This window comes from Psychrobacter submarinus (assembly GCF_904846685.1).
In the GTDB taxonomy this organism is placed as follows: domain Bacteria; phylum Pseudomonadota; class Gammaproteobacteria; order Pseudomonadales; family Moraxellaceae; genus Psychrobacter; species Psychrobacter submarinus.
The window spans coordinates 125379-138194 of sequence record NZ_CAJHBQ010000001.1; the positions used below are offsets into that span (position 1 = coordinate 125379).

Sequence of the window (12816 nt, forward strand, 5' to 3'; positions counted from 1 at the left end):
ATGAAAACTAGCCAGGCAGAACAGGCTTATTGGGATGCTTTGAATCGTCTACAAGATGGTACAGCCAAAATTGTCAATACAAAGTCATCACGGTTTAAGTTTACTAGAGACGCTGTAGGTAGAGAGGCAGGTAAAGGAAAAGGGTATGTCCGTAATGAGAGATATCCAGAACTTTGCGAAGCAATAACAAAAGCGGAAGAAGAACGCAAAAATCGTGCTCAAGAAAAACCTAATACTTCTACTAAGTTAAAACATGAAAAAGAGCTCAAAATAAAAGCTAATTTGAAATACGACATGATAAAAGAAGAATATGACATTATAATGCAAGATTATCTTAACATTCTAAGACAGAATTTTGAACTTCAAAGAGAGTTAGCAGATTCTCCACATATAAGATTAGTGAAAAGATCTAATAAATAGCTTAATCTTGTTCCTGTTTAGCTCAAATACAATCTATGAATAAAGCCTCTCTAAAGCTTTATTTTTCTCATATTACGGCTATTAAGATGCCTTAAAAGTATTCCTATGAATGACGATCATTTGTGTAACAAACTAAAAATTTTATTTGAACATCTGTTTCCTACTCTAACCATAATTGGTGGAGTAGATGAACCCTACTATGAAGCGCCAAAAGCAGATACAAATGCGAAGATCTTTTTTAAAGAAAACTACCCAAGAAGCCTATTACATGAAATTGCTCATTACTGTTTGGCAGGGCAAAAACGACGCAAATTAGATGACTATGGTTACTGGTATACTGAATGTGGTAGAACAAGTGAAGAGCAAGAGCTATTTCAATTGGTTGAAGCAAGACCTCAAGGCTTAGAAAAGGCTATGTGTGAAGCTATAGGTATACATTTTTCACCTAGCTTTGATGATTTTTCAGGTCGACCGATATCAGAGATGTTTCTAAAAAACTTAGAAGTTAATTATCAAGAGATGATTACGAATCCTCCTCCTACGGCTAGAATAGCTTTAGAAACATTAATGCATACAGATTTTTCTACGTTAAGGGATAATTAGTTTATTAACTACATATTGCAAATTCATACTTACTTAATTTTAAAATTTCAAAGCAGTCATGTGAAGTATATTCATCAGGCTACTATTCAGCCGATGATAACTATAGTAAATATTCTAGCCTTCCCAATTTTATTGAAAAAACAAAGAATATCTACTAAGAGAAGAACCAACAAAAAGTCCCGATCTATTCATCAAAAATAAAATATTGATATGTCTCGATTGTATATACACGGCTAATATAAGCTTCTTAGTGCTTTGAAAAGTGATAATTCCAATGACTCACTTAATGTACAATATCTCCTTTTATGAGGAATATTGTACATTTTTTTATCAAGAAGCTGATTTTACATCATTACAATTACTTCTTTATCAATCAATAACTTAGTAATGTACATTTATAGTTAAGAGTTTACTAGAATCTAGCCACTGGTGTATCGCCGGACAGGCACGGCGACAGTTAAGCGACTTTGGCTATTGGTATGCAGCAGATGGTCGCAGTGAAGCCCAGCAGCATGCTTTTGAGCGTGTTGAGGTCAAACCGCAAGCTTTAGAGTGCTTGTTTACTTTAGCCTGTCAGCGCCCCTTTCAAGTATCCCAAGACAATCTATTTGCAGAATTCGATACTAGCCGTAGCACTTTTGCCAGTGACGTCTATCGGCAAGCACAAAACTATATCGCTCAGCCGCAAAGCTTACCTAGGGATGCTCAGACTTTACTAAAAACACTCTTGAGCTTATTTGCTGATAAAGACACCCAATCAATTTATTAATAAAAATTACCAGTTAACGATTCGCCACCATTTGTAACCTGTCACTACTACTATCTAAAACTTTTTTGATTTTATACTGGGTATTGAATCGTCATTTATTTAATATAAATGAGAAAAACAATAAAAAACAACTATAAACGAGGAGCTATTATGCAAACGCTGTATATTCATCCTGACAATCCGCAGCCTCGGCTTATCAAGCAAGCCGCTGACATGCTGCGAGATGACAAACTTCTTATTTATCCGACTGATACTAGTTATGCGTTTGGCTGCCGTCTAGGCGCTAAGGACGCTTTAGAGAAGTTAAAGATGATACGCGAGCTTGATGATAAGCATCAATTCACCTTGCTGTGCCGCGATCTAAGTGAGATTGCCACTTATGCTACGGTCGATAATGTCCAATTCAAACAACTAAAAGCGCATACTCCTGCGCCGATTACTTTTATTTTGAATGCCACCAAAGATGTCCCAAAAAAGCTCGCTCATGCTAAGAAAAAGACCATCGGTATTCGCGTACCGAGCAATCCTATCGCACAAGCACTATTAGAAGCGATGGACGAGCCTATCTTGACCAGCTCACTTATTTTACCTGATCGTGACGATATTTTAGATGATCCTTTCGATATCGAAGAGCTATTAGATAATCAAGTTGATGGTCTCATAAATGCCGGCATTAAGACTACTAAGCTGACTACTATCGTCGATATGACCAATAGTCAACCTGAGGTTATCCGGCAGGGCGCGGCGGATGTTAGCGACTTGTTACTATAAAGGCTTTGCATTATTTGTATTTTCAACTGCTCACTAAACGTAGGGTGCGTTCCACATACCGATTGCTTTTAAGAACCATTTAAACATTAGTGCATAAAATGCACCTTACAAATAATGTAATAGCTTTAGACCTAAATTTCAGACATAAAAAAAGCGCCAATAAATTGGCGCTTTTTTGTACAAAACCTAAACAGCTTATAGACTAGTCGCGGTCAACTAATTCTACATAAGCCATAGGTGCGTTATCACCATCACGGTGACCACACTTAACGATACGCAGATAACCACCTGGACGCGTTTGGTAACGAGGACCTAACGTGCTAAATAGTTTACCTACCATAGCTTTGCTACGCATACGGCTAAATGCCAAGCGACGGTTAGCAACGCTATCTTCTTTTGCTAGAGTAATTAATGGCTCGGCAACGCGGCGTAATTCTTTAGCTTTTGGTAAAGTTGTTTTGATCAGTTCATGCTCAAATAATGAGTTGGTCATGTTCTGGAACATTGCTTTACGATGACTGCCGGTACGACCCAGCTTGACTCCACTCTTACGATGGCGCATAGTCAAATATCCTTAATGTTTAACGGCTGCGATAAGAGAAGCGATCATCAACCCGCAGGTCAGCTGGTGGCCAGTTATCTAGGCGCATACCAAGCTCTAAATCTTTAGACGCCAAAACGTCTTTGATTTCGGTTAATGACTTCTTACCAAGATTTGGGGTTTTTAGAAGTTCAGTCTCTGAACGCTGTACCAAATCACCGATATAGTAAATGTTTTCAGCTTTTAAGCAGTTGGCTGAGCGAACCGTTAGTTCAAGATCGTCCACAGGGCGTAATAGCACAGGATCGACCTCTTCTTTCTCTTTCACAGGCTCAGGCGCTTCTTCAGCTTCTAAATCAACAAAGATTGAAATCTGTTGTTGTAAAATAGTGGCCGCTTTACGAATTGCTTCTTCTGGATCTATAGTGCCATTAGTTTCAAGCTCAATGATAAGACGATCAAGGTCAGTACGCTGTTCAACACGAGCGTTCTCTACTTGATAAGCAACCCGCAGTACTGGGCTAAAGCTTGCATCAAGCTTTAAGCGGCCAATCGCTTTGGTGTCACCATCTTCACGGCGCTGATTTGCTGGCTCATATCCACGACCCATCACTACGCGCAGACGCATCTTAAGATGACCGCGCTCACTCAACGTACCCAATACTAACTCTGGGTTAATAATGTCTACGTTGTGCGGCAATTCAATATCTGCAGCAGTAATGGTGCCTGGACCTTGTTTATCCAAGGTCAAGAATACTTCATTTTGGTCATGAAGCGTCAATGCCAAGCCTTTTAAATTCAAAAGCAAGTCAAGGACATCTTCTTGCAGACCCTCTAAAGTTGAGTATTCATGGTCAACACCATCAATCTCAGCTTCGATGACTGCAGCACCAGGTAATGAAGATAACAAGATGCGACGCAGGGCATTCCCTAAGGTATGACCAAAGCCGCGTTCTAACGGTTCGAGCGTGACTTTCGCAATCGTCTCGTTAACCGTATCCACGTTAATGGCATTCGGCGTTAGAAACTCAGTTGCATTTAGCATCATGATGTCACCTCGATTTGTTTATCTGGATTAATTAACGTTAATGGCTCAATGCTATAAGCATAACATTGAGCAGTACGTTACTTACTTAGAGTATAGCTCAACGATCAAGCTTTCGTTGATTTCAGCAGGTAGATCAATACGATCTGGAGCATGTTTAAACGTGCCCTGTAGTTTGCTGTTGTCAACATCAAGCCATTCTGGAATACCACGTTGTGATGCTAGTTCCATAGCGTTTTTAATACGTAGCTGTTCGCGAGACTTCTCTTGAATAGCAATGACATCACCATCTTGCAACTGGATTGATGGAATGTTCACACGAACAAACTCATCACGGCCAGCTTTTTTTACCATAACAGTGCGATGGCTGACTAGCTGACGTGCTTCAGCGCGAGTTGAGCCAAAGCCCATGCGGTATACCACGTTATCCAAACGACTCTCAAGCATAGCTAGTAGGTTCTCACCCGTAGCACCGCGCTTACGCGCCGCTTCTTTGTAGTAGTTTGCAAATTGACGCTCAAGTACGCCATAGATACGCTTAACTTTTTGTTTTTCGCGTAGCTGTAGAGAATACTCTGAGCTCTTGTTACGGCTTACACCGTGCTGACCAGGTGGACGACCAGCTTTCTTTGTTTTAACATCATACGGCTTAACACCAGACTTAAGGCCTAAGTCAGTGCCTTCGCGACGTGATAATTTGAGTTTTGGTCCAATATAACGGGCCATTGTTCTGTCTCCTTTAAGCTCTTATTATTAAAAGCTTCGTCTCTAATATTAGACGCGGCGCTTTTTCGGCGCACGGCAACCATTGTGTGGGATTGGGGTTACATCAGAGATGCTGTTAATTTTATAACCCAATGCACCTAGTGCTCTTACCGCAGACTCACGACCCGGTCCTGGTCCTTTGACCAAAACATCGACATTCTTAACACCATATTCTTGAGCCGCTTTACCAGCGACTTCAGCTGCAACCTGAGCGGCAAATGGTGTAGATTTACGTGAACCACGGAAGCCTTGTCCACCTGAAGTGGCCCAAGCCAATGCATTACCTTGACGATCGGTAATCGTTACAATGGTGTTATTAAAAGACGCATGGATATGGGCAACGCCCTCCGATACTGAACGACGAGTCACCTTTTTGCGACTACGAGTGTCTTTAGCCATCTTTTAGCTTCCTAAGTTAATTATCTTTTGAGAGGGCGTGTCGGACCCTTACGAGTACGAGCGTTGTTTTTGGTATTTTGACCACGAACAGGTAGGTTACGGCGATGGCGAATGCCACGGTAACAACCTAAGTCAACCAAACGCTTGATATTCATTGACACTTCACGACGAAGATCACCTTCAGTCATGTATTCTGCAACTTGTGCACGGATAGCATCTAACTGTGTATCATCTAACTGACTAACTTTAGTAGTAGGGGCAATGCCAACTGCTTCTAGAATTTTCTGAGCAGTGGTACGACCTATACCAAAGATGTAAGTTAGTGAAATAACAGCATGCTTATTATCCGGAATGTTTACGCCGGCAATACGAGCCATTGATTTCTCTCCATTAAAGAAAAATATGCATTATTTATTATAAATAGCGCATTTTTCAGATTTGTTGCTGTTGATACCTCACTTCTATCTCCCTACTTTGAAGCTTTTATTATCATTAACAGATAATAAGAGTGCTACTAAAGCAGAAGTTATAAAATTTTTTGGTATGAACTACGGCAAGTGGCGGATGATATCGCATCCGCCACTTTTTTTCAAGTATTAATTTAATAAACTGTTTAGGCTTAACGCCATGATCAGTTTTTAATTAACCTTGGCGTTGCTTGTGGCGCGGTTCAGCTGTGCAGATAACATGTACACGACCTTTACGGCGTACAATCTTGCAGCTACCACAAATCTTTTTTACTGAGGCTTGAACTTTCATGGAATGCTCCTTGAATAACCACCACACTCGCTTATGGCTGAGTGGGTGATTGAATTAACGTCTGATCATGGTATTGATGGGTCATCAAATGCGCTTGAATTTGCGAGATGAAGTCCATTACCACAACCACCATAATCAGTAGCGACGTACCACCAAGTTGGAACGGCACACCAAATGAGGATTGAACGACCATCGGCATCAAACAAATAACCGTCATGTACATCGCGCCAATAAAGGTTAGTCGATTTAACACATGGTCAAGATAACGCTGAGTTTGTTGTCCGGGGCGAATACCTGGAATATACGCTCCACTACGTTTAAGGTTTTCTGCAACCTCGCGTGGACTAAAAACCAATGCCGTATAAAAATAGCAAAAGAAAATAATCATCGCACCAAACAGTACTAGATATAGCGGCTGTCCAGGAGACAACACCAACGCTATATTTTGTAATATCTTTTGGGTAAAAGTAGGATCAGCCGATTGACCAACCCACTGCCCTAAACTCGCTGGAAACAGTAATAAGGAGCTAGCAAAAATAGCGGGAATAACCCCTGCCATGTTTAATTTCAGCGGCAAATGTGACTGCTGCTGAGCATAAATTTTGCGACCTTGTTGCTGCTTTTGCGCATAGTTTACTGGGACACGGCGCTGCGCACGTTCGATATAAACGATACCGGCGGTTACCGCAATGCCTAATATTACAAAGATAAAGAGTACAATCAAGTTCATCTGACCTTGATTGACCTGTTCGATCGATTGCGAAATAATACCTGGCGTACCGGCGACAATGCTTGCAAAAATAAGCATTGAGATACCGTTACCTACGCCGCGCTCTGTAATCTGCTCACCAAGCCACATCAAGAACATAGCGCCTGCAACCAATGAGGTTACAGCAGGAATATAAAAGGTCAGACCGGAAGATAAAGTCAGATTCTGACTGATCAAACCGGCACACATCCCTAATGACTGCACCAAAGCCAAAGCAAGCGTCCCTTGACGGGTATACTTGTTCAGCGTACGTCGACCTGCTTCACCCTCTTTTTTGAGAGCTTCAAGCGAAGGTACGACTGCCGACATCATCTGTACAATAATTGACGCTGAGATGTACGGCATGATACCTAGTGCCATAATTGACATACGCTCAAGCGCGCCACCTGAGAACATATTAAACATGCTCAAAATAGTGTTTTCGTTGCGCGAGAACAAATCTGCCAAGTTGACCGGGTTAATACCCGGTACTGGAATATGAGACCCTAAACGATAAACAATCAATGCGCCAATCAAAAATAACAAACGCGTCCAAAGCTCGTCATACTTACGTATAAAAGCGAAAGGATTAAGCGGAATACCACTTGAGGTCATTGATTGTTTTGACACGTTACTACTCCTCGATGCTACCACCAGCAGCTTCGATTGCTTGCTTGGCGCCTTTAGTTACTTTGATACCTTTAAAGGTATAAGCTTTAGTAACTTCGCCTGATAGCATAACACGGGCACGTTTCATGTCGTGACGGATAAGGTTAGCTGCTTTTAGAGTCTCTAAGCTAATCACATCGCCTTCAACTTTATTCAGCTCAGACAAACGTACCTCAGCGGTAGTCATTGCCATTTTACTGGTAAAGCCAAATTTTGGTAGACGACGATATAAAGGCATTTGACCACCTTCAAATCCTGAACGAACGCTAGAACCTGAACGTGATTTTTGACCTTTTACACCGCGGCCACCTGTCTTACCAAGACCTGAACCGATACCACGACCACGACGTTGGGCAGTTTTCTTCGCGCCAACACCTGGTGATAATTCGTTTAATCTAAGTCCCATTACGCTTCCTCCACTTTTACCATGTAGTTGACGCGATTGACCATACCACGAGTTGAAGGAGTATCTTCAACGACCACACTATGACCAATACGGCGTAAACCCAATCCTTTCAAGCTAGCTTTGTGGCTCTTGAGGCGATGGGCACCTGATTTAAATTGAGTGACTTTCATTTTTTTCATCGTAACTCACCTAGTCTAAGTTAACCCAAAATTTCGTCTACAGATTTACCACGTTTTGCTGCCATCTTCTCTGGAGTTGACATATCACGTAAACCGTTGAATGTCGCGCGAACGACGTTAGCGGTATTGGTAGAACCATGACACTTTGTTAAAACATCTTTAACACCAGCAACTTCTAATACCGCACGCATTGCGCCACCAGCGATTACGCCAGTACCTTCAGATGCAGGCTGCATATAGACCTTGCTCGCACCGTGACGTGCTGCAATAGGATGATGCAAAGTGGCTTCATTAAGATCCACAGTGATCATGTTGCGTTTAGCTGCTTCTAAAGCTTTTTGGATAGCAGCTGGTACTTCGCGCGCTTTACCACGGCCGAAACCAACGCGGCCATTACCATCACCCACTACCGTTAAAGCAGTGAAAGAGAAGATACGACCACCTTTAACCACTTTTGCAACGCGATCAACGGTAACTAGGCGTTCTACTAAACCATCGCTTTGTTCATTTTTATCATTTCTATCGTTTCTAGCCATGATTAAAACTCCAATCCATTTTCGCGAGCAGCTTCAGCTAAAGCTTTTACTCGACCATGATATTTAAAACCACTACGGTCAAAAGCAACTTTCGTAATACCAGCTGCTTTTGCGCGTTCTGCGATCATTTGTCCTACAGACGTCGCTGCATCAGCGTTACCAGTCGCGCCTGAACGCAAGCTGCTGTCTAAGGTAGATGCCTGAGCGATCACTTCACCACCGTTCGGAGAGATAATCTGGGCATAGATGTGCTTTGGTGTGCGGTTTACCGTAAGACGATTAACGCCTAAATGACGGATATGTGCACGGGTTTTTTTAGCTCGACGCAGACGAGCTGCTTTTTTATCAAACATGTCCTCTCACCTTATTTTTTCTTGGCTTCTTTGCGAATAATGCGCTCGTCACTATAACGAATACCTTTACCTTTGTAAGGCTCTGGCGGACGGAAACCACGGATATTAGCCGCTGCTTGACCAAGTTGCTGCTTATTGTTTGATTTCAAAACAATTTCAGTTTGCGTTGGCGTTTCAGCTGACACACTTTCAGGCAACGTATATTCTACTGGATGTGAATAACCAACGTTTAGGGTTATTTTATCGCCAGCAGCTTGTGCACGATAACCAACACCGATTAGCTGAAGGCGCTTCTCGAACCCTTCGCTAACGCCTTTAACGTGGTTGTTAAGTAAGGCGCGAACGGTGCCAGTGTGCATCATGGCTTCTTTTGAATCGACTGTAGGTGAGAGAATGATAGTATCATCTTCCTGTTTCAGCTCGACCAATTCATGCAGGTGTAAAGACATAGTACCGTTCTTGCCTTTCACTTCGACCTGCCGATCGTTCAAAGTAACACTTACGCCGCTAGGCAGTGTCACTGGGGCTTTAGCCACACGAGACATAGGAATATTCCTTAAAAAAATTAAAACATCTGTTAGCTGACCACTATCAAAACATAAATTAAATTCAGTTAGGATAATAGCGAAAAAACTAACAGGCTAAAAAGCGTGTTAGTTTATCATAATTGATCTTAATTAACACCTATCAATTTATAATTAGTAAGTGCTGATGTGATATCAGGCTTACAGCTATTCAAAAAAATAGTCTGTAAGCTTAATAAGATACAAATAGACTTTATCGTTTTATTGCGTAGCAAAAATGCTAATTAAGCAACAAATGCAACGATTTCACCACCGATACCAGCAGCGCGAGCAGCACGATCACTCATGATACCTTGACTGGTTGATACGATAGCCACACCCATACCTTGCTTAACAGTAGGGATATTGTCTTTACCGCGATGCTGGCGTAGGCCAGGACGGCTATAACGTTGAATAGTTTCGATGACAGCTTTGCCTTCGAAATATTTAAGCTCGATAGTTAATGTCGCTTTGTTGTTCGCTTCTTCGCTAACTTCAGCGCTGGCTACATAACCTTCACTAACCAAAAGGTCAGCGATAGATTTACGTAGTTTTGAGCTTGGCATAGCTACGGACACTTTATTAGCCATTTGTGCGTTGCGAATACGGGTTAGCATATCCCCAACAGTATCTTGCATACTCATATGATTACTCCTTACCAGCTTGCTTTACGAACACCAGGCACATCGCCTTGCATGACACGCTCACGCAGCATATTGCGTGATAAGCCAAACTTGCGGAAGTAACCGTGAGGACGACCGGTGATAGCACAACGATTACGCAGACGTACTGGTGATGAGTTGCGTGGTAGAGCTTGTAGCTCTAACATTGCATCCATACGCTCTTCGTCACTTGCGTTGATGTCACTGATAGTTTCTTTTAGCTTCACACGCTTCTCAGCGTATTTAGCAACCATTTTTTCGCGCTTTAATTCGCGGTTGATCATGCTCTTCTTTGCCATAACGTCTTTACCTTATTTAAATGGGAAGCCGAATGCTTTGAGTAACGCACGACCTTCTTCATCAGAACTTGCTGACGTAGTGATTGTCACATCCATACCACGGATACGATCAATTTTATCATAGTCTACTTCTGGGAATACGATTTGCTCTTTGATACCCAATGAGTAGTTACCACGTCCGTCAAAAGCTTTAGGTGAAAAACCACGGAAGTCACGAATACGAGGAATCGCAATAGCAATGAGACGATCTAAAAATTCGTACATTTGCTCACCGCGAAGCGTTACTTTACAGCCAATTGGCCACTCTTCACGAATTTTAAAACCAGCAACTGATTTGCGTGCTTTGGTGACAACAGGCTTTTGACCAGCGATAGCGGTCATGTCTGCTACAGCACCTTCAAGTAACTTCTTATCTTGTGATGCGCCGCCGACACCCATGTTCAATGTGATTTTAGTGATTTTAGGCACTTGCATCACATTTTCTACACCGATCTCTTTTTGAATCTGCTGCTTGAGTTCATTGTTATATAAAGCTTTTAATCTTGCCATTACTATTACACCCTTAGTGTCTTACGCAGTCGCCACTACTTCACCATTTGAGCGATAAACGCGTTGTTTCACGCCTTCATCGTTCGTCTGATAAGTAATACGGTCTGCTTTTTGGGTTTGCGCATTTAAGATTGCGACATTTGAAATATGCAAAAAGGCTTCTTGCTTAACGATACCACCCTCGCTACCAGTCGCCTGATTTGGCTTTTGGTGTTTGGTGACGATGTTAATGCCTTCGACTTTGATGCGATCGTTTTTAACAGCTTGTACAGTACCTTGCTTGCCTTTGTCTTTACCAGCAATCACGATAACTGTATCGCCTTTACGTAATTTAGCCATGGGTTACCTCACAATACTTCTGGTGCTAGGGATACAATTTTCATAAACTGATCACCACGTAGTTCACGAGTTACCGGTCCAAAAATACGAGTTGCAATTGGTGCTTTGTTTTGGTTGAGCAATACCGCAGCATTGTCATCAAAACGAATCACTGAACCATCAGAGCGACGAACGCCTTTTTTGGTACGTACAACTACCGCATTCATCACGTCGCCTTTTTTGACACGACCACGAGGAATAGCTTCTTTAACCGTTATCTTAATGATATCGCCGACAGATGCATAACGACGATGAGAACCACCCAGTACTTTAATGCACTGAACTCTTCTTGCACCGCTATTGTCTGCAACTTCCAGCATAGATTCGACCTGAATCATAGCGTTACTCCACACGTATGAGCAATAAAAGCCAGTTGCTGCCGCTTGCACAGTATGAGTAAGCGGCAGGTTTATACTAGTAGCCGCATTTTACTCATAGGTGTGTGATAAACGCTCGGCGCAATCAGCATCCCTAAAAAGGCGGATATTTTAACAGCTTCTGACTTTCAATGCAATTTACTTAAATTTTTTCTACAGTTTCAACCACGTCAACTAAAGTCCAAGACTTTGTTTTTGAGATTGGACGCGTTTCTTTGATGCGGACAAGATCGCCTTGTTGGCAGACATTGTTCTCATCGTGGGCTTTGATTTTAGTAGAACGACGAAGCTGTTTGCCATACAAAGGATGACGAACCAGACGCTCAATCAAAACCGTGATGGACTTATCCATCTTGTTGCTCACAACACGTCCTGTTAGGACGCTAGCATTGGTAGTTGCTTGATTGTTATCGCTCATGAGTCGCCTCGTTGTTTCTCGTTGATCAAAGTCTGAAGCTGAGCAATCGTACGACGATTGGCACGTACTTCATGGGTGTTCCCCAACTGACCGGTTGCTTTAGCCATACGAATACGGAAAGCATCAAGTTGCTTTTCATCAAGTAACTGGGTCAGTTCTTCTAATGATTTATCACGTAATTCACTGATCTTCATTACATTATCGTCCGCTTAACAATGGTAGTTTTAAAGGGCAGTTTTGCTGCTGCAAGCGTTAAGGCATCGCGAGCAAGCTCTTCTGAAACCCCTTCGATTTCGTATAGCACTTTACCAGGTTTGATTTCGCAGACCCAATACTCGACAGGACCTTTACCTTTACCCATACGTACTTCTAGAGGCTTATTAGTAATTGGCTTGTCTGGGAAAACACGAATCCAAATCTTACCACCACGCTTAATCTTACGAGTGATAGTACGACGTGCTGCTTCAATTTGACGAGCAGTCATACGACCACGAGTCAAAGATTTTAGACCAATTTGTCCGAATGCAACGGTGCTTCCACGATGAGCGAGCCCTGTGTTACGACCTTTGTGCATTTTACGAAACTTGGTACGTTTTGGCTGTAACAT

23 protein-coding genes and 1 pseudogene are annotated in these 12816 nt (G+C 42.2%); 4 read left to right on the forward strand and 20 right to left on the reverse strand.

Annotated features, from left to right (window positions below):
• The 4 genes and pseudogenes from JMY03_RS00610 (at position 1) to JMY03_RS00625 (ending at position 2563) form a co-directional block, all read left to right on the forward strand.
• Complete coding sequence (locus JMY03_RS00610; RefSeq protein ID WP_057758729.1) at positions 1-420, forward strand: hypothetical protein; 420 nt, start codon at positions 1-3, stop codon at positions 418-420.
• A gap of 105 nt (positions 421-525) precedes the next feature.
• Positions 526-1023, forward strand: a complete 498-nt coding sequence (locus JMY03_RS00615; protein ID WP_102094158.1) for an elongation factor P hydroxylase — start codon at positions 526-528, stop codon at positions 1021-1023.
• A 394-nt stretch (positions 1024-1417) separates the two neighbouring features.
• Positions 1418-1792 (forward strand): annotated as a pseudogene (locus JMY03_RS00620) (elongation factor P hydroxylase); the annotation flags it as partial.
• A 150-nt stretch (positions 1793-1942) separates the two neighbouring features.
• On the forward strand, positions 1943-2563 hold the full coding sequence (locus JMY03_RS00625) for an L-threonylcarbamoyladenylate synthase (RefSeq protein WP_201600061.1): 621 nt from the start codon (positions 1943-1945) through the stop codon (positions 2561-2563).
• 202 nt (positions 2564-2765) lie between these two features.
• Here JMY03_RS00625 and rplQ read toward each other — a convergent pair whose 3' ends face one another.
• The 20 genes from rplQ to rplP all read right to left on the reverse strand — a co-directional run bounded on the left by rplQ (position 2766) and on the right by rplP (position 12816).
• Positions 2766-3125: a 50S ribosomal protein L17 gene (gene rplQ, locus JMY03_RS00630; RefSeq protein ID WP_025644362.1), complete on the reverse strand. Its 360-nt coding sequence runs from the start codon at positions 3123-3125 to the stop codon at positions 2766-2768.
• 19 nt (positions 3126-3144) lie between these two features.
• The gene (locus tag JMY03_RS00635) at positions 3145-4152 is read right to left on the reverse strand and encodes a DNA-directed RNA polymerase subunit alpha (RefSeq protein ID WP_025644365.1); all 1008 of its coding nucleotides are present in this window, start codon (positions 4150-4152) and stop codon (positions 3145-3147) included.
• A gap of 81 nt (positions 4153-4233) precedes the next feature.
• The gene (gene rpsD, locus JMY03_RS00640; protein ID WP_025644367.1) at positions 4234-4875 is read right to left on the reverse strand and encodes a 30S ribosomal protein S4; all 642 of its coding nucleotides are present in this window, start codon (positions 4873-4875) and stop codon (positions 4234-4236) included.
• A 48-nt stretch (positions 4876-4923) separates the two neighbouring features.
• On the reverse strand, positions 4924-5313 hold the full coding sequence (rpsK, locus tag JMY03_RS00645; protein WP_025644368.1) for a 30S ribosomal protein S11: 390 nt from the start codon (positions 5311-5313) through the stop codon (positions 4924-4926).
• 20 nt (positions 5314-5333) lie between these two features.
• Entirely contained in the window at positions 5334-5690 is a 357-nt protein-coding gene (gene rpsM, locus JMY03_RS00650) for a 30S ribosomal protein S13 (RefSeq protein ID WP_025644369.1), read from the reverse strand.
• 265 nt (positions 5691-5955) lie between these two features.
• Complete coding sequence (rpmJ, locus tag JMY03_RS00655) at positions 5956-6072, reverse strand: 50S ribosomal protein L36 (RefSeq protein ID WP_025644371.1); 117 nt, start codon at positions 6070-6072, stop codon at positions 5956-5958.
• Between the two features lie 31 nt (positions 6073-6103).
• The gene (gene secY, locus JMY03_RS00660) at positions 6104-7435 is read right to left on the reverse strand and encodes a preprotein translocase subunit SecY (protein ID WP_201602044.1); all 1332 of its coding nucleotides are present in this window, start codon (positions 7433-7435) and stop codon (positions 6104-6106) included.
• 19 nt (positions 7436-7454) lie between these two features.
• Entirely contained in the window at positions 7455-7895 is a 441-nt protein-coding gene (rplO, locus tag JMY03_RS00665; protein WP_025644375.1) for a 50S ribosomal protein L15, read from the reverse strand.
• On the reverse strand, positions 7895-8074 hold the full coding sequence (rpmD, locus tag JMY03_RS00670) for a 50S ribosomal protein L30 (RefSeq protein ID WP_071003155.1): 180 nt from the start codon (positions 8072-8074) through the stop codon (positions 7895-7897). The genes rplO and rpmD overlap by 1 nt, the downstream gene beginning before the upstream one ends.
• Before the next feature lie 20 nt (positions 8075-8094).
• Positions 8095-8610 (reverse strand): 30S ribosomal protein S5, encoded by a 516-nt coding sequence (gene rpsE / locus JMY03_RS00675; protein ID WP_025644379.1) that lies wholly within the window; start codon positions 8608-8610, stop codon positions 8095-8097.
• Positions 8611-8612: 2 nt separating this feature from the next.
• The gene (rplR, locus tag JMY03_RS00680) at positions 8613-8963 is read right to left on the reverse strand and encodes a 50S ribosomal protein L18 (RefSeq protein ID WP_025644381.1); all 351 of its coding nucleotides are present in this window, start codon (positions 8961-8963) and stop codon (positions 8613-8615) included.
• Positions 8964-8974: 11 nt separating this feature from the next.
• Positions 8975-9508, reverse strand: coding sequence for a 50S ribosomal protein L6 (rplF, locus tag JMY03_RS00685; RefSeq protein WP_201558529.1), 534 nt, complete (start codon positions 9506-9508; stop codon positions 8975-8977).
• 263 nt (positions 9509-9771) lie between these two features.
• Positions 9772-10170: a 30S ribosomal protein S8 gene (gene rpsH / locus JMY03_RS00690; protein ID WP_025644385.1), complete on the reverse strand. Its 399-nt coding sequence runs from the start codon at positions 10168-10170 to the stop codon at positions 9772-9774.
• Positions 10171-10181: 11 nt separating this feature from the next.
• Positions 10182-10487, reverse strand: coding sequence for a 30S ribosomal protein S14 (gene rpsN / locus JMY03_RS00695; protein ID WP_025644387.1), 306 nt, complete (start codon positions 10485-10487; stop codon positions 10182-10184).
• 12 nt (positions 10488-10499) lie between these two features.
• Positions 10500-11036, reverse strand: coding sequence for a 50S ribosomal protein L5 (gene rplE / locus JMY03_RS00700; protein ID WP_025644388.1), 537 nt, complete (start codon positions 11034-11036; stop codon positions 10500-10502).
• Between the two features lie 21 nt (positions 11037-11057).
• A complete protein-coding gene (rplX, locus tag JMY03_RS00705; protein WP_025644390.1) occupies positions 11058-11375 on the reverse strand; it encodes a 50S ribosomal protein L24 in 318 nt (105 codons plus the stop codon).
• Between the two features lie 8 nt (positions 11376-11383).
• Positions 11384-11752, reverse strand: coding sequence for a 50S ribosomal protein L14 (rplN, locus tag JMY03_RS00710; RefSeq protein ID WP_025644392.1), 369 nt, complete (start codon positions 11750-11752; stop codon positions 11384-11386).
• Positions 11753-11933: 181 nt separating this feature from the next.
• Positions 11934-12209: a 30S ribosomal protein S17 gene (rpsQ, locus tag JMY03_RS00715; RefSeq protein ID WP_025644394.1), complete on the reverse strand. Its 276-nt coding sequence runs from the start codon at positions 12207-12209 to the stop codon at positions 11934-11936.
• On the reverse strand, positions 12206-12403 hold the full coding sequence (gene rpmC, locus JMY03_RS00720; RefSeq protein ID WP_025644397.1) for a 50S ribosomal protein L29: 198 nt from the start codon (positions 12401-12403) through the stop codon (positions 12206-12208). Before rpmC ends, rpsQ begins: the two co-directional genes overlap by 4 nt.
• Positions 12403-12816: a 50S ribosomal protein L16 gene (gene rplP / locus JMY03_RS00725; RefSeq protein WP_025644399.1), complete on the reverse strand. Its 414-nt coding sequence runs from the start codon at positions 12814-12816 to the stop codon at positions 12403-12405. Before rplP ends, rpmC begins: the two co-directional genes overlap by 1 nt.